This is a genomic window from Streptomyces sp. TG1A-60, from assembly GCF_037201975.1.
Lineage (GTDB): Bacteria > Actinomycetota > Actinomycetes > Streptomycetales > Streptomycetaceae > Streptomyces.
In genome coordinates this window covers 3,236,041-3,252,350 of record NZ_CP147520.1, presented here as the reverse complement: position 1 = coordinate 3,252,350, position 16,310 = coordinate 3,236,041, and the positions used below count along the sequence as shown (strand labels likewise).

Sequence of the window (16,310 nt, the reverse complement as noted above, 5' to 3'; positions counted from 1 at the left end):
GGTCGGCTTCAAGACCAAAGAGGGCAAGGACGGCACCGAGGTCATCACCGCGAAGGCCGACTTCCGCGACCTGCTCACCGGCGTCCTCGGCAAGCTCCAGCCCCTGAAGGACGACCTGCCGCCAGGTGCCGAACTGCCCACGGGCAAGGACCTGAAGGACGCCCCCGACAAGAAGGTCGCGGTCGACTTCACCCTCAGGAACGGCGACCTGACCCGCATCGAGACCGACCTCGCCGTCCTCGCCGACGACCCGAAGGGCGCCAAGGCCCCTCTCGTCCTCACCTTCGGCAAGGCCGGTGCCATCAACGCGCCCAAGGGCGCCACCGAAGTCCCGGTCGAGGACTTCGGCGGCCCGTTCGGCAGCGGAATGATGAGCATCTGACCAGCTGCACCGGTTTGTTCAGCGGGCCACCAGGGGCCGGCCCGGCGGGCACGCACGCGTGGAGCACGAAATCCCGACGTACGTGTGCTGCTCCCACATCGGCGGGCACGTCCGCCGCCCGCGCACGCCGACCTTCCCGCGTGTCCCGCGGACGACCATGCCTTCCCGCATGCGCCCGACGGACGCATCCCCTCACGCCGCTCCCGTACGGCCCCGCGCGTCTCCCACGCCTCGCGCCGCACACCCGCACGCGCCCCTCCCGTACCCCGGACGCCTTCTACGCGTGCCGGCATCCGCCGTGAACACCCCTCACGACGGCTCCCCCGCCCCTGTCGAGGCAGATCGAGCGCCGCCGTGGACGATGAGCCGCAGTACTCGCGTACTGCGCTGGTGCGTGCCACCACGCGCCCCCGGTGCACGACGATCCGGCTGTAGGCCAGGGACAGCGCTCCCGCGAGACGGTCGCCGCGTACGGCGATGAGTTCGGCGGGGAAGCCGGCCTCCACCCGGACCTCGGGCAGGCCGAGCGCGGCGCGGGCCGCTCCGCTGACGGTGTCGTACGCGTCCTCGGGCCGCAGGCCGTACCGGGAGGCCAGCAGGTAGGCCGCCTCCAGGGGATCGCCGCGGCCGACCGGGTTCGACACGTCCCGCAGTGCCCCGCTGCCGGCCGCGACCCGTACGCCGGCCGCCTGCAGCAGCCGTACGGGAGCGGTGCCCCGGCGGTCCACGGCGCCGCAGCCGCCCTGGGGCAGACAGACGACGTTCACGCCGGCCGCGGCGAGCTGGTCGGCGGCGCGCGCGGCGGCCTGGGAGGGGAGGCGGACGAGGCCGCCACAGGGGCCGAGGGTGACGCCGGGCCGCAGACCGCCCGCCATGGCCGCGAGCCGGGCCAGCCGGGCCGGATCGGCGCCGTCGGTGTGCAGGTCGACCGGGCAGCCGTACTCGGAGGCGATCTCCAGCACCGCCTCCACGTACCCGGTGGGATCGGGGTCCCGGTCCGGACAGCCGCCGACCACCGAGGCGCCCATCCTGACCGCGTCCCGCAGTATCGCCAGCCCGTCCGCCCCGGCCACCCCGGTCAGCACCCGGGGCATCGCCACCGCCGTCAGCTCGACGAGCCCGCGCAGCGCCCGCCGCGCCCGGAGCACCGCCGTCAGCGCCCCCAGCCCCTGGACGTCGCCCACGTGGACGTGCGAGCGCACCGCCGTGGTGCCGTGCCCGAGCTGGAGCAGTGCGGCCTCGGTGGCCCGCCGCCGGACGTCCTGGCCGTCGTACGGGACCGGCCCCTCGACATCGGCCGACAGGGCCGTGTCGCCGTGCGAGTGCGGTTCGACAGGGGCCGGCAGGAGCAGATGGCCGCCGAGGTCCACCCGGGTGGCGGGCACTCCGGACGCGGCGGAGCCCGCGCCCAGGCTGCCCGCCGTGCCGACCGCCTCGATACGCCCGCCGCCCAGCCGTACGTCCACCACCCGGCCGTCGGTCAGTCGCGCACCGCACAGCAGCAGGGCGCCTGCCTCGTCCGGGCCCGAGGGGGGACCGGACGAGGAGTGGGACGGCTGCGGCTGACTGTCGGGCATCGCACTCCCGGGGCTCGACGACGGCTGCACGATGACGCACACGGTGGCGGACAGGGACGGCAGACGGGGACGGTGGACAGGGACGGTGGACAGGGGCGGGGACAAAAGGTGGACAGGGACGGCGGTGGACGCTATGGCAATGGACACAAGATCACACAGAGTGAGTCGAGCCTAGGCGGGGCGTCCGTCCTCGTCTCGGAGGAGCGCAATAGTCGTACCGGCGTGGTTCACCTGGCGCGGGATCGTCGGGGAAGGCCGGGAACGGCGATGCGGACGAGGCCGCCGGGACCTCGGGAAACGGGGCGGACAACGACCCCGGACGGCTCGCTGACAGCCACCGGATGATCGCTGGAAGGTCCGCCTGTGAGGACGGGGAAACGGATTTGGGCGAACGGCCGTGGGGCGTGTAATGTCTTCATCGCTCGCCCCAATAGCTCAGTCGGCAGAGCGTCTCCATGGTAAGGAGAAGGTCTACGGTTCGATTCCGTATTGGGGCTCTGGTGTGAAAGGCTTCCGCCGCGAGGCGGGGCCCGATCACATCACAGCGGTGTAGCTCAGTCGGTAGAGCAAGCGGCTCATAATCGCTGTGTCACCGGTTCAAGTCCGGTCACCGCTACTGACAGTAGCCGATTGCGGGGTCGGTCCTTCGATCGGCTACTCTTTCTTGCGTTGAACCAGTCCCATCCGTTCGTCAAGGAGCACTCACGTGGCTGCCACCGACGTCCGCCCGAAGATCACGCTGGCCTGCGTGGAGTGCAAGGAGCGGAACTACATCACCAAGAAGAACCGGCGTAACAACCCGGACCGTCTTGAGATGAAGAAGCACTGCCCGCGTTGCAACGCGCACACCGCGCACCGCGAAACGCGATAAATCAGGCTCGTACACGAGGCCGTCCCCGAGTGATCGGGGGCGGCCTCGCGTCGTTGAACGACCCGATACCGGCCAGTAGAGCAACCAGGAGGTGCCGAGCCCATGGCGCTCGACCAGTCCTTCGTGGGGCGGACCTACCCGCCCACCGATCCCTATGAGGTCGGCCGGGAGAAGATCCGCGAGTTCGCCGAGGCCGTGGGGGACGCCAACCCGGCGTACACGGACCCGGACGCCGCCAAGGCACTCGGACACGCCGATGTGATCGCCCCGCCGACCTTCGTGTTCTCCATCACCTTCAAGGCCGCCGGACAGGTCGTCCAGGACCCCCGGCTCGGCCTGGACTACGGCCGCGTGGTGCACGGCGACCAGAAGTTCGCCTACACGCGCCCCGTGCGCGCCGGCGACCGACTGACGGTCACCTCGACCATCGACGCGATCAAGTCCCTGGCGGGCAACGACATCCTGGACATCCGCGGCGAGGTTCACGACGAGGCCGGCGAGCACGTCGTGACCGCCTGGACCAAGCTCGTGGCCCGCGCGGCCGAGAAGGCGTGAGGACCCGATGACCGCGAAGATCTCCTACGACGACGTCGAGGTCGGCACCGAACTGCCCGCCCAGACCTTCGGCGTGACCCGCGCCACCCTCGTGCGGTACGCGGGCGCCTCCGGCGACTTCAACCCGATCCACTGGAACGAGAGGTTCGCCAAGGAGGTCGGTCTCCCCGACGTCATCGCCCACGGCATGTTCACCATGGCCGAGGCGATCCGCGTCGTCACCGACTGGACCGGCGACCCGGGCTCCGTCGTCGAGTACGGAGTCCGCTTCACCAAGCCCGTCGTCGTCCCCGACGACGGCCAGGGCGCCACCGTCGAGGTCACCGCCAAGGTCGGCGCCAAGCTCGACGACAACACCGTCCGCGTCGACCTGACGGCGATGAGCGCCGGCCAGAAGGTGCTGGGCATGTCCCGGGCGGTCGTACGCCTGGCCTGACGGCCGACCGCCCGACGGCTTCCCCGCGCCCTTCAGCGGCGCGGGGGTCTCGTACTCTTGAGCCCGTGCAGGAACTCCACGACGCGCCCCTCGCCCCGCTGACCACCTTCCGGCTGGGCGGGCCCGCGCACCGGCTGATCACCGCGACCGGCGATGACGAGGTGATCGCCGTCGTCCGTGAGGCGGACGACACGGGTACGCCGCTGCTGCTCATCGGCGGCGGATCCAACCTGGTCATCGGCGACAAAGGGTTCCCCGGAACCGCGCTGGTCATCGCCACGAAGGGCTTCGCGCTCGACGGGACGAGGCTGGAGCTGGCCGCCGGCGAGGTGTGGACCGACGCGGTCGCCCGGACCGTAGAGGCCGGGCTCGCGGGGATCGAGTGCCTGGCCGGAATCCCCGGGTCCGCAGGGGCGACGCCGATCCAGAACGTGGGCGCGTACGGCCAGGAGGTCGCCACCACCATCACCGAGGTCGTCGCCTACGACCGCCTCGCCCGCGAGACGGTCACCGTGCCGCAGGCGGAGTGTGCTTTCTCGTACCGCCACAGCCGCTTCAAGGACGAGCCCGAGCGGTATGTCGTCCTGCGGGTCCGGTTCGGGCTTCAGGACGCGGGCGGCCTGTCGGGACCGATCAAGTACGCCGAGACGGCCCGCGCGCTCGGCGTCGAGGCCGGCGACCGCGTGCCCCTCGCCGACGCCCGCGAGACCGTCCTGAAGCTGCGCGCCGGGAAGGGCATGGTGCTCGACCCCGAGGACCACGACACCTGGTCCGCCGGGTCGTTCTTCACCAACCCGATTCTCACGGACGAGGAGTTCACCGCGTTCCACGCGCGCGTGCGCGAACGGCTCGGGGACGACGTGACCCCGCCCGCCTACGCCGCGGGCGACGGGCGCACCAAGACCTCCGCCGCCTGGCTCATCGACAAGGCGGGCTTCACCAAGGGGTACGGCACCGGACCCGCCCGGATCTCCACCAAGCACACCCTGGCTCTCACCAACCGGGGTGCGGCCACCACCGAGGACCTGCTCATGCTGGCCCGCGAGGTCGTGACCGGAGTCCGGGCCGCCTTCGGGATCACCCTGGTCAACGAGCCGGTGACGGTGGGCGTCAGCCTCTAACGGGAGCACTGGCCGACCGGACGGGTGAGCCAGTCGTCCACCCCCGACAGCAGCTTCGCCCGTGTCGGCTCCGGCGCCGCCGACGCCCGGATCGACTGCCGGGCCAGCTCCGCCAGCTCCTGGTCCGTGAAGGCGTGGTGGTGGCGGGCGATCTCGTACTGGGCCGCCAGCCGGGAGCCGAAGAGCAGGGGGTCGTCGGCGCCCAGAGCCATCGGAACACCGGCGTCGAAGAGGGTGCGCAACGGGATGTCCTGGGGTTTCTCGTAGACACCGAGCGCCACGTTCGAGGCCGGGCACACCTCGCACGTCACGCCCCGGTCCGCCAGCCGCTTCAGCAGGCGTGGGTCCTCCGCCGCGCGAACCCCGTGCCCCACCCGGTGCGCCTCCAGATCGTCCAGGCAGTCCCGCACCGAGGACGGGCCGGCCAGCTCACCGCCGTGCGGCGCCGACAGCAGACCGCCCTCGCGCGCGATCGCGAAAGCCCGGTCGAAGTCCCGTGCCATGCCCCGGCGCTCGTCGTTGGAGAGCCCGAAGCCGACCACGCCCCGGTCCGCGTACCGCACCGCCAGCCGGGCCAGCGTGCGCGCGTCCAGGGGGTGCTTCATCCGGTTCGCGGCCACCAGCACCCGCATCCCGAGCCCGGTCTCCCGCGCCGTCGTGTCGACCGCGTCCAGGATGATCTCCAGCGCCGGGATCAGCCCGCCCAGCCGGGGCGCGTACGACGTCGGGTCCACCTGGATCTCCAGCCAGCCCGAGCCGTCCCGCACATCCTCCTCCGCGGCCTCCCGCACCAGCCGCCGGATGTCCTCGGGCTCTCTCAGGCACGAGCGCGCCGCGTCGTACAAGCGCTGGAACCGGAACCACCCGCGCTCGTCCGTCGCCCGCAGCTTCGGCGGCTCCCCGCTGGTCAGCGCCTCCGTCAGCGCGTCGGGCAGCCGCACCCCGTACTTGTCGGCCAGTTCCAGCACGGTCGTGGGCCGCATCGACCCGGTGAAGTGCAGGTGCAGATGGGCCTTCGGCAGTTCAGAGAGATCACGTACGCGCTCCATTGCAGGATCCTGCCGTACGTCCGTGCCGTCCCGAAAGCGGAATCCCCGAACGTGGTCTTGCTCGCACAAGGGAGTGGGCCTCACATACGAACGTCGTACGTGAGGCCCACCTGGGAGAACGGCACTCAGTCCGTCGCCTCCGCCAGCAGCTTCTGGACGCGCGAGACGCCCTCGACGAGATCCTCGTCACCCAGGGCGTACGACAGCCGCAGATAGCCGGGGGTGCCGAACGCCTCGCCGGGTACGACCGCGACCTCGGCCTCCTCCAGGATCAGCGCGGCCAGCTCGACCGTGTCCTGCGGGCGCTTGCCGCGGATCTCCTTGCCGATCAGGTCCTTCACCGACGGGTAGGCGTAGAACGCGCCCTCGGGCTCCGGGCAGAGGACACCGTCGATCTCGTTGAGCATCCGCACGATGGTCTTGCGACGGCGGTCGAAGGCCTCGCGCATCTTCGCCACGGCGTCCAGGTCGCCGGAGACGGCGGCGAGGGCGGCCACCTGGGCGACGTTCGACACGTTCGACGTGGCGTGCGACTGGAGGTTGGTCGCGGCCTTGACCACGTCCTTCGGGCCGATGATCCACCCGACGCGCCAGCCGGTCATGGCGTACGTCTTGGCGACGCCGTTGACCACGACGCACTTGTCGCGCAGTTCGGGCAGGATCGCGGGCAGCGAGGTGAACTTCGCGTCCCCGTAGACCAGGTGCTCGTAGATCTCGTCCGTCAGCACCCACAGGCCGTGCTCCACGGCCCAGCGGCCGATCGCCTCGGCGTCCTCCGCGCTGTAGACCGCGCCGGTCGGGTTGGACGGGGAGACGAACAGGACGACCTTCGTCTTCTCCGTGCGGGCCGCCTCCAACTGCTCGACGGAGACGCGGTAACCGGTGGTCTCGTCGGCGACGACCTCCACCGGGACACCGCCGGCCAGGCGGATCGACTCCGGGTACGTCGTCCAGTACGGCGCCGGGACGATGACCTCGTCGCCCGGGTCGAGGATCGCGGCGAACGCCTCGTAGATGGCCTGCTTGCCGCCGTTGGTGACGAGGATCTGCGACGGGTCGACCTCGTACCCGGAGTCGCGCAGGGTCTTCGCGGCGATCGCGGCCTTCAGCTCGGGCAGACCGCCGGCGGGCGTGTAGCGGTGGAACTTCGGGTTCTTGCAGGCCTCGATGGCGGCCTCGACGATGTAGTCCGGGGTCGGGAAGTCGGGCTCACCGGCGCCGAAGCCGATCACCGGACGCCCGGCGGCCTTGAGGGCCTTGGCCTTGGCGTCCACGGCGAGGGTGGCGGACTCGGAGATCGCGCCGACTCGGGCGGAGACCCGGCGCTCGGTGGGAGGGGTTGCAGGGCTCATGGGGCCCATCGTCCCAGACCGGAAACCAGCGCGGCACGCGGGTTTCACCCAGTGAACGGCGCAGGAACAACCGTCCGTATCCGGGCCCGGAAGCGGTCGATCTTCGACGGCCAACGCCCCTGCGGACGCTTACTGTTCGACGGCAGCCCTCGGACCACGTACACTCTCACCTCGTTGGCCTTCTTCGGCCGCACCCGTCAGGTGCACACCGAGCACCCGGTCGGATGCGGTACGTTGGGGGAGAACCGCAAAGGGTCGTAGCTCAATTGGTAGAGCACTGGTCTCCAAAACCAGCGGTTGGGGGTTCAAGTCCCTCCGGCCCTGCTACACACTCCTCACGCCAGGATGTGTGCGCATTGTACGTACAGCAATGTTCCGCCGTGCGGCTCAGACCGGGCGCGGCACGGCCACGACCCGGACCGGAATCAGGTGAGGATGAATGACGGACGCCGTGGGCTCCCTCGACACGCCTGATGCCCAGGACGAGGCGCCTGATGACAAGAAGAAGACCCGCAAGGGCGGCAAGCGCGCCAAGAAGGGCCCGCTGAAGCGCCTCGCGCTCTTCTACCGCCAGATCGTCGCGGAGCTGCGTAAGGTCGTCTGGCCGACCCGCTCCCAGCTGACGACGTACACCATGGTGGTCATCGTCTTCGTCGTCGTCATGATCGGTCTTGTTACTCTGTTTGACTTCGGACTCGACAAGGCCGCCAAGTACGTCTTCGGCTGAGCCGAAAGCGAAGGGCGCCGTAACCTGGCGCCCCTTTCGCGTGTTCCACCCCCATGTATCCAGGAAGAAGCAGCCACGTGTCTGACCCGAACCTGAACGACGCCATCGAGCCGGACAAGTCCGTGGATGATGAGCTCGACATCGTCGAGGGAGCGGACGAGGTCGACGAGTTCGAGGCTGCCGAAGCCGAGGCGGGGGAGCCGGCCGAGGAAGAGGCCGTGCACGTCGAGGACGGCGCGAGCGACGAGGACGAGGACGCCGTCGAAGAGGCCGTCGAGGAGGAGACCGAGCCGGTCGACCCCATCGAGGCCCTGCGTGAGGAACTGCGGTCCATGCCCGGCGAGTGGTACGTCATCCACACGTACGCCGGCTACGAGAACCGCGTGAAGACCAACCTCGAACAGCGTGCCGTCTCGCTGAACGTCGAGGACTTCATCTTCCAGGCCGAGGTGCCGCAGGAAGAGGTCACGCAGATCAAGAACGGCGAGCGCAAGACCATCCGCCAGAACAAGCTCCCCGGCTACGTCCTGGTGCGCATGGACCTGACGAACGAGTCCTGGGGCGTCGTCCGCAACACCCCCGGTGTCACCGGCTTCGTCGGCAACGCCTACGACCCGTACCCGCTGACCCTGGACGAGATCGTCAAGATGCTCGCGCCGGAGGCCGAGGAGAAGGCGGCCCGCGAGGCGGCCGAGGCCGAGGGCAAGCCGGCGCCGCAGCGCAAGGTCGAGGTCCAGGTGCTGGACTTCGAGGTGGGCGACTCGGTCACTGTCACGGACGGTCCGTTCGCCACGCTGCAGGCGACCATCAACGAGATCAACGCCGACTCCAAGAAGGTCAAGGGCCTGGTGGAGATCTTCGGCCGCGAGACGCCGGTCGAGCTTTCCTTCGACCAGATCCAGAAGAACTAGTTCTTACTGGACGTACCGCTTCCGACCAGGTCAGACCGGCTGTCAAAAGCCTGTCTGACCTGCTCGGTTTTGGCCGCGCAACTATACCCGTTATCGTTGCGCGGTATGCCTTCATCCGGGACGCGACCCGGATGGGGGTAGACCCGAATCGAAAGGACCCGGAGAGCAATGCCTCCCAAGAAGAAGAAGGTCACGGGGCTCATCAAGCTCCAGATCCAGGCCGGCGCGGCCAACCCGGCTCCGCCGGTCGGCCCGGCGCTGGGTCAGCACGGCGTCAACATCATGGAGTTCTGCAAGGCCTACAACGCCGCGACCGAGTCGCAGCGCGGTTGGGTCATCCCGGTGGAGATCACGGTCTACGAGGACCGCTCCTTCACCTTCGTCACCAAGACGCCCCCGGCCGCCAAGATGATCCTCAAGGCCGCGGGTATCGAGAAGGGCTCCGGCGAGCCGCACAAGACCAAGGTCGCCAAGATCACCGAGGCGCAGGTCCGCGAGATCGCCACGACGAAGATGCCCGACCTCAACGCCAACGACCTGGACGCCGCCGCGAAGATCATCGCCGGTACCGCGCGTTCCATGGGCGTCACGGTCGAGGGCTGACCACCGCATCTGTAGAACCATGCGGCCGACGTACGAGCGGTCGCACGTGGCAGGGCCTGCTCGGCCCGTACCACGACTCCTTTCAGAACACACAGGAGCAGTTGTGAGCAAGCGCAGCAAGGCTCTCCGCGCTGCGGACGCCAAGGTCGACCGGGACAAGCTCTACGCCCCGCTCGAGGCCGTCCGTCTCGCCAAGGAGACCTCCACGTCCAAGTTCGACGGCACCGTCGAGGTCGCCTTCCGTCTGGGTGTCGACCCGCGCAAGGCCGACCAGATGGTCCGTGGCACCGTGAACCTCCCGCACGGCACCGGTAAGACCGCCCGGGTCCTGGTCTTCGCGACCGGTGACCGTGCCGAGGCCGCGACCGCCGCCGGCGCCGACATCGTCGGCTCCGACGAACTGATCGACGAGGTGGCGAAGGGCCGTCTGGACTTCGACGCCGTCGTCGCCACCCCGGACCTCATGGGCAAGGTCGGCCGCCTCGGCCGCGTGCTCGGTCCTCGTGGTCTCATGCCGAACCCCAAGACCGGCACCGTGACCCCGGACGTCGTGAAGGCCGTCAACGACATCAAGGGCGGCAAGATCGAGTTCCGCGTCGACAAGCACTCGAACCTGCACTTCATCATCGGCAAGACGTCGTTCGACGACACCAAGCTGGTGGAGAACTACGCCGCGGCGCTGGAGGAGATCCTCCGTCTGAAGCCGTCGGCCGCCAAGGGTCGCTACATCAAGAAGGCCGCGATCAGCACCACGATCGGCCCCGGCATTCCGATCGACTCGAACCGCACCCGCAACCTCCTCGTCGAGGAGGACCCGGCCGCCGTCTGAGCCTGACGCTCACCGGCAGCCGCGTCGCGGACGCACAGCCCGAGGACGAGCCCCGCAACCTTTCGAGGTGCGGGGCTCGTCCCTTTCGGCATACGGGCGTTCTCGGTCCTACGGGTGTGCGTACGCGCGTCGCGCAAGGGTGCTGAGCTCCGGTGTGCCGAGGACGGGATTCTCCCCGAGGGGGACGCATGACTTGGCATGACCAGGTGCCGCCGTACGGTCCTGTCGCCCGCGGCGGTGGCGGCGCTGACGGGGGTGGCGGCCTGCGCGGGTCCTCCGGCTCGGGTGAGGGCGGCGGGGGCGATCCGTTCGCGGCGCCGAAGCCACGTGGACAGGTCCGAGGAGCCGTCGACTGCCCAGACCGTCGACTCTGGACCTGGGCGCTGACCCGGGAGGGCGGATTTGCCCGACGGGGATTCGGTCCCGTAGTCTTCCGAGGAAGCCAAAGACCGCTGGTCGTTGCCGTGTGCTCGTGAGAGGGCTCGGTGGCCGAAGGATCCGCTGAACTGCGGACGACCCGCGCAGGTGATTGTGGAAGTGCTCCTGGGCCCATTCCGTCCCGTACGGGATTCGTCCGGTCGAGCTACGCCCCGAGCGCCTGCGCCGGGGCGTTTCGTTTCCCCCAGCCCCTTCCGAGCGGTCCTCATCACCCGGAAGGAGGCCGACGCTCTATGGCAAGGCCCGACAAGGCTGCCGCGGTGGCCGAGCTCACGGAGCAGTTCCGTAGCTCGAGCGCCGCCGTGCTGACCGAGTACCGGGGTCTCACCGTGGCGCAGCTCAAGACGCTGCGTCGTTCGCTCGGTGAGAACGCCCAGTACGCCGTGGTGAAGAACACACTGACCAAGATTGCGGCCAACGAGGCCGGGATCTCGACGCTCGACGACCTGTTCAACGGTCCGACGGCGGTCGCCTTCGTCACCGGTGACCCGGTGGAGTCGGCGAAGGGTCTTCGTGACTTCGCCAAGGACAACCCGAACCTCGTCATCAAGGGCGGTGTCCTTGACGGCAAGGTGCTGTCCGCCGACGAGATCAAGAAGCTTGCGGACCTTGAGTCCCGCGAGGTTCTGCTCTCCAAGCTGGCCGGTGCGATGAAGGGCAAGCAGTCGCAGGCTGCCTCTGTCTTCCAGGCGCTGCCGTCGAAGCTCGTCCGCACCGTGGACGCTCTTCGTGCCAAGCAGGACGAGCAGGGCGGTGCCGAGTAATTCGGCTCGCGAAATGACCGCCGCCTGAGGCCGTCCGCCAGGACCCGCCTTCAGGAAGCGGTCGTAGCGGGCCGAACGTACGCCCGCCAGACATGTACATCCCGGCACCAGCCGAATTAGTGGAAGGATCGCCCCTCATGGCGAAGCTCAGCCAGGAAGACCTGCTCGCGCAGTTCGAGGAGATGACCCTCATCGAGCTCTCCGAGTTCGTGAAGGCGTTCGAGGACAAGTTCGACGTCACCGCCGCCGCCGCCGCGCCGGTCGTCGTCGCGGGTGGTGCCGCTGGTGGCGCCGCCGAGGCCGTCGAGGAGCAGGACGAGTTCGACGTCGTCCTCACCGCCGCCGGCGACAAGAAGATCCAGGTCATCAAGGTCGTGCGTGAGCTGACCTCCCTGGGCCTGAAGGAGGCCAAGGACCTCGTGGACGGCGCCCCGAAGCCCGTTCTCGAGAAGGTCGCCAAGGACGCCGCGGAGAAGGCCGCCGAGTCCCTCAAGGGCGCCGGCGCCTCCGTCGAGGTCAAGTAAGGCCTCGCCGGTCCGCCGGCACGCCTGGGTCCGCGAGGACCCGAGCGGGACAGTTCCGGGGCGAGTGTCAAAAACTCGTTCGAGGCTGTAACGCGGACGTACCGAAGGGCGATCACCCAACTGGGTGGTCGCCCTTCGGCGTTCCGGGACGTCGAGCGACGGCTGCCTTGCACTGTCGGTGGCGACGAGTATGGTGATCTTCGTCGTGCCGCCGACGCCCCGGGTGACGCACCGCGAGTGACGACCGCGGTACCAGGATCGGGCGGGAGGGGCCTTGACGAACGGCACGCAGCGCGCAATTCTCAGGACGCGTCGTCACACCGATCCGAACTCCGAGGCATGGATCGACGGCGAAGAGGGCAGTATCAACGTGCATTGAGGGCGTGGGCTTGCGCAAGTGTCGAGAACAACGAGGGTCGCGAGAAACCCGCATTGGACATCAGTGTGCCAAGTGGCTACACTGACCCTTTGCGCTGCCTGTTAGCTGTCCCCTGCCCGTCACCAGGGGCATGCCCTCACTTGAGCATCGACGAACAGACCATTCCCGACCTGGCCTATCGAGTCAGTTCGGGGCCAGCCTGCTCTCTTTGCACAGGAGAGGGGCCGGTACGCGCGTAGTGAGTCCGAGCCCTCGGAAGGACCCCCTCTTGGCCGCCTCGCGCAACGCCTCGACCGCGAATACGAACAACGGCGCCAGCACCGCCCCGCTGCGCATCTCCTTTGCAAAGATCAAGGAGCCCCTCGAGGTTCCCAACCTGCTCGCGCTGCAGACCGAGAGCTTTGACTGGCTGCTCGGCAACACCGCCTGGCAGAGTCGGGTCGAGGAGGCTCTCGAGAGCGGACAGGACGTCCCCACGAAGTCCGGTCTGGAGGAGATCTTCGAGGAGATCTCCCCGATCGAGGACTTCTCCGGGTCGATGTCGCTGACCTTCCGCGACCACCGCTTCGAGCCGCCGAAGAACAGCATCGACGAGTGCAAGGACCGCGACTTCACGTACGCGGCCCCGCTCTTCGTCACGGCCGAGTTCACCAACAACGAGACCGGTGAGATCAAGTCCCAGACGGTCTTCATGGGCGACTTCCCGCTCATGACCCACAAGGGCACCTTCGTGATCAACGGCACCGAGCGTGTCGTGGTCTCGCAGCTGGTCCGCTCGCCCGGTGTCTACTTCGACTCCTCCATCGACAAGACGTCCGACAAGGACATCTTCTCCGCCAAGATCATCCCGTCCCGGGGTGCCTGGCTGGAGATGGAGATCGACAAGCGCGACATGGTCGGTGTCCGTATCGACCGCAAGCGCAAGCAGTCCGTGACCGTCCTCCTCAAGGCACTCGGATGGACCACCGAGCAGATCCTGGAGGAGTTCGGCGAGTACGAGTCCATGCGCGCCACCCTGGAGAAGGACCACACCCAGGGGCAGGACGACGCGCTGCTCGACATCTACCGCAAGCTGCGTCCGGGCGAGCCCCCCACGCGTGAGGCCGCGCAGACGCTTCTGGAGAACCTGTACTTCAACCCCAAGCGCTACGACCTCGCGAAGGTCGGTCGCTACAAGGTCAACAAGAAGCTGGGTGCGGAGGCTCCGCTCGACGCGGGCGTCCTGACCGTCGAGGACGTCATCTCGACGATCAAGTACCTGGTGAAGCTGCACGCGGGCGAGACCGAGACGGCCGCCGACAACGGCCAGACGATCGTCGTCGAGACCGACGACATCGACCACTTCGGCAACCGTCGTCTGCGCAGCGTCGGCGAGCTCATCCGGAACCAGGTCCGTACGGGTCTGGCGCGTATGGAGCGTGTCGTCCGCGAGCGCATGACGACCCAGGACGTCGAGGCGATCACGCCGCAGACCCTGATCAACATCCGGCCGGTCGTCGCCTCCATCAAGGAGTTCTTCGGCACCAGCCAGCTGTCGCAGTTCATGGACCAGAACAACCCGCTGTCGGGTCTGACGCACAAGCGTCGTCTCTCGGCGCTGGGTCCCGGCGGTCTCTCCCGTGAGCGGGCCGGCTTCGAGGTCCGTGACGTGCACCCGTCCCACTACGGCCGTATGTGCCCGATCGAGACGCCCGAAGGTCCGAACATCGGTCTGATCGGTTCGCTCGCCTCCTACGGCCGCGTCAACGCGTTCGGTTTCGTGGAGACGCCGTACCGCCGGGTCACCGATGGTGTCGTCACCGACGAGGTCGACTACCTGACGGCCGACGAGGAGGACCGCTTCGTCATCGCGCAGGCCAACGCCACGCTCAACGACGACATGCGCTTCACCGAGAACCGCGTCCTGGTCCGCCGTCGTGGCGGCGAGGTCGACTACGTCCCCGGTGACGACGTGGACTACATGGACGTCTCACCGCGCCAGATGGTGTCGGTCGCGACCGCCATGATCCCGTTCCTCGAGCACGACGACGCCAACCGTGCCCTCATGGGCGCGAACATGATGCGCCAGGCCGTTCCCCTGATCAAGTCCGAGGCCCCGCTCGTCGGCACCGGCATGGAGTACCGCTCCGCCGTCGACGCCGGCGACGTGGTCAAGGCCGAGAAGGCGGGTGTGGTCCAGGAGGTCTCCGCGGACTACATCACCACCGCCAACGACGACGGCACGTACATCACGTACCGCCTGGCCAAGTTCTCCCGCTCCAACCAGGGCACCTCGGTCAACCAGAAGGTCATCGTCCACGAGGGCGACCGGATCATCGAGGGCCAGGTCCTGGCCGACGGTCCGGCCACCGAGAACGGCGAGATGGCGCTGGGCAAGAACCTGCTCGTGGCGTTCATGCCGTGGGAGGGTCACAACTACGAGGACGCGATCATCCTGTCGCAGCGCCTCGTGCAGGACGACGTCCTCTCCTCGATCCACATCGAGGAGCACGAGGTCGACGCCCGTGACACCAAGCTCGGCCCCGAGGAGATCACCCGGGACATCCCGAACGTCTCCGAGGAGGTCCTCGCCGACCTCGACGAGCGCGGCATCATCCGTATCGGTGCCGAGGTCGTCGCCGGTGACATCCTGGTCGGCAAGGTCACGCCCAAGGGTGAGACCGAGCTGACCCCGGAGGAGCGCCTGCTGCGCGCGATCTTCGGAGAGAAGGCCCGTGAGGTCCGTGACACCTCGCTGAAGGTGCCGCACGGCGAGATCGGCAAGGTCATCGGCGTCCGAGTCTTCGACCGCGAGGAGGGCGACGAGCTTCCCCCGGTGTGAACCAGCTGGTGCGCGTGTACGTGGCGCAGAAGCGCAAGATCACCGACGGTGACAAGCTCGCCGGCCGTCACGGCAACAAGGGTGTCATCTCGAAGATCCTGCCGATCGAGGACATGCCGTTCCTGGAGGACGGCACCCCGGTCGACATCATCCTCAACCCGCTCGGTGTGCCGTCCCGAATGAACCCGGGACAGGTCCTGGAGATCCACCTCGGCTGGCTCGCCAGCCGCGGCTGGGACGTCTCCGGGCTCGCCGACGAGTGGGCGCAGCGTCTGCAGGTCATCGGCGCCGACTCCGTCGCCCCCGGCACCAACGTCGCGACCCCGGTCTTCGACGGTGCCCGCGAGGACGAGCTCGCCGGTCTGCTCCAGCACACCATCCCCAACCGCGACGGCGAGCGCATGGTGCTCCCCTCCGGCAAGGCGCGACTGTTCGACGGCCGCTCCGGCGAGCCGTTCCCGGACCCGATCTCGGTCGGGTACATGTACATCCTCAAGCTGCACCACCTGGTCGACGACAAGCTGCACGCCCGGTCGACCGGCCCGTACTCGATGATCACCCAGCAGCCGCTGGGTGGTAAGGCCCAGTTCGGTGGCCAGCGCTTCGGTGAGATGGAGGTGTGGGCGCTGGAGGCTTACGGCGCCGCGTACGCCCTCCAGGAGCTGCTGACCATCAAGTCCGACGACGTCACCGGCCGCGTGAAGGTCTACGAGGCCATCGTCAAGGGCGAGAACATCCCTGAGCCCGGCATCCCCGAGTCCTTCAAGGTGCTCATCAAGGAGATGCAGTCCCTGTGCCTCAACGTGGAGGTGCTGTCCTCGGACGGCATGTCCATCGAGATGCGCGACACCGACGAGGACGTCTTCCGCGCTGCGGAGGAGCTTGGCATCGACCTGTCCCGGCGTGAGCCGAGCAGCGTCGAAGAGGTCTGACGGGAGTTCGGAGGCCTTCGCCATGAAGGCCTCCGGCCC

The 16,310-nt window shown here is 68.5% G+C and carries 12 protein-coding genes, 3 tRNA genes and 2 pseudogenes; 14 read left to right on the top strand and 3 right to left on the bottom strand.

Features of this window, described 5'->3' with window-relative positions; all coding sequences use genetic code 11:
* Nucleotides 1-702: 702 nt before the first annotated feature.
* Nucleotides 703-1,959, bottom strand: a pseudogene (locus WBG99_RS13590) (amidohydrolase family protein); the annotation flags it as partial.
* 424 nt (nucleotides 1,960-2,383) lie between these two features.
* Between WBG99_RS13590 and WBG99_RS13585 the strand changes: the two are divergent.
* The 6 genes from WBG99_RS13585 (at nucleotide 2,384) to WBG99_RS13560 (ending at nucleotide 4,942) form a co-directional block, all read left to right on the top strand.
* A tRNA-Thr gene (locus WBG99_RS13585) sits at nucleotides 2,384-2,456 on the top strand.
* A 46-nt stretch (nucleotides 2,457-2,502) separates the two neighbouring features.
* Nucleotides 2,503-2,575, top strand: a tRNA-Met gene (locus WBG99_RS13580).
* Between the two features lie 90 nt (nucleotides 2,576-2,665).
* The gene (gene rpmG / locus WBG99_RS13575; protein WP_003948671.1) at nucleotides 2,666-2,830 is read left to right on the top strand and encodes a 50S ribosomal protein L33; all 165 of its coding nucleotides are present in this window, start codon (nucleotides 2,666-2,668) and stop codon (nucleotides 2,828-2,830) included.
* A gap of 102 nt (nucleotides 2,831-2,932) precedes the next feature.
* Nucleotides 2,933-3,385 (top strand): MaoC family dehydratase N-terminal domain-containing protein, encoded by a 453-nt coding sequence (locus WBG99_RS13570; RefSeq protein WP_338896564.1) that lies wholly within the window; start codon nucleotides 2,933-2,935, stop codon nucleotides 3,383-3,385.
* A gap of 7 nt (nucleotides 3,386-3,392) precedes the next feature.
* Complete coding sequence (locus WBG99_RS13565; protein WP_338896563.1) at nucleotides 3,393-3,821, top strand: MaoC family dehydratase; 429 nt, start codon at nucleotides 3,393-3,395, stop codon at nucleotides 3,819-3,821.
* A gap of 65 nt (nucleotides 3,822-3,886) precedes the next feature.
* Complete coding sequence (locus WBG99_RS13560; protein ID WP_338896562.1) at nucleotides 3,887-4,942, top strand: UDP-N-acetylmuramate dehydrogenase; 1,056 nt, start codon at nucleotides 3,887-3,889, stop codon at nucleotides 4,940-4,942.
* On the opposite strand, the gene WBG99_RS13555 is transcribed toward WBG99_RS13560, so the two are convergent.
* Both WBG99_RS13555 and WBG99_RS13550 read right to left on the bottom strand, forming a co-directional pair.
* Complete coding sequence (locus tag WBG99_RS13555; RefSeq protein ID WP_338896561.1) at nucleotides 4,939-5,991, bottom strand: adenosine deaminase; 1,053 nt, start codon at nucleotides 5,989-5,991, stop codon at nucleotides 4,939-4,941. The two genes, WBG99_RS13560 and WBG99_RS13555, sit on opposite strands and share 4 nt — an antisense overlap.
* 125 nt (nucleotides 5,992-6,116) lie before the next feature.
* Entirely contained in the window at nucleotides 6,117-7,343 is a 1,227-nt protein-coding gene (locus WBG99_RS13550) for a pyridoxal phosphate-dependent aminotransferase (protein WP_338896560.1), read from the bottom strand.
* Nucleotides 7,344-7,594: 251 nt separating this feature from the next.
* Between WBG99_RS13550 and WBG99_RS13545 the strand changes: the two genes are divergently transcribed.
* The 8 genes and pseudogenes from WBG99_RS13545 to rpoB all read left to right on the top strand — a co-directional run bounded on the left by WBG99_RS13545 (nucleotide 7,595) and on the right by rpoB (nucleotide 16,271).
* Nucleotides 7,595-7,667 (top strand) — tRNA-Trp (locus WBG99_RS13545).
* A 115-nt stretch (nucleotides 7,668-7,782) separates the two neighbouring features.
* A complete protein-coding gene (gene secE / locus WBG99_RS13540; RefSeq protein ID WP_338896559.1) occupies nucleotides 7,783-8,070 on the top strand; it encodes a preprotein translocase subunit SecE in 288 nt (95 codons plus the stop codon).
* Between the two features lie 77 nt (nucleotides 8,071-8,147).
* Complete coding sequence (gene nusG / locus WBG99_RS13535; RefSeq protein WP_338896558.1) at nucleotides 8,148-8,981, top strand: transcription termination/antitermination protein NusG; 834 nt, start codon at nucleotides 8,148-8,150, stop codon at nucleotides 8,979-8,981.
* A gap of 168 nt (nucleotides 8,982-9,149) precedes the next feature.
* Nucleotides 9,150-9,584, top strand: coding sequence for a 50S ribosomal protein L11 (gene rplK, locus WBG99_RS13530; RefSeq protein WP_033528316.1), 435 nt, complete (start codon nucleotides 9,150-9,152; stop codon nucleotides 9,582-9,584).
* Nucleotides 9,585-9,687: 103 nt separating this feature from the next.
* Nucleotides 9,688-10,413, top strand: a complete 726-nt coding sequence (gene rplA, locus WBG99_RS13525) for a 50S ribosomal protein L1 (RefSeq protein WP_033528317.1) — start codon at nucleotides 9,688-9,690, stop codon at nucleotides 10,411-10,413.
* A 671-nt stretch (nucleotides 10,414-11,084) separates the two neighbouring features.
* A complete protein-coding gene (gene rplJ, locus WBG99_RS13520) occupies nucleotides 11,085-11,615 on the top strand; it encodes a 50S ribosomal protein L10 (RefSeq protein ID WP_338896557.1) in 531 nt (176 codons plus the stop codon).
* Between the two features lie 137 nt (nucleotides 11,616-11,752).
* On the top strand, nucleotides 11,753-12,139 hold the full coding sequence (gene rplL, locus WBG99_RS13515) for a 50S ribosomal protein L7/L12 (protein WP_338896556.1): 387 nt from the start codon (nucleotides 11,753-11,755) through the stop codon (nucleotides 12,137-12,139).
* A gap of 647 nt (nucleotides 12,140-12,786) precedes the next feature.
* A pseudogene (gene rpoB / locus WBG99_RS13510) lies at nucleotides 12,787-16,271 on the top strand (DNA-directed RNA polymerase subunit beta).
* The last annotated feature ends 39 nt before the right edge of the window (nucleotides 16,272-16,310 follow it).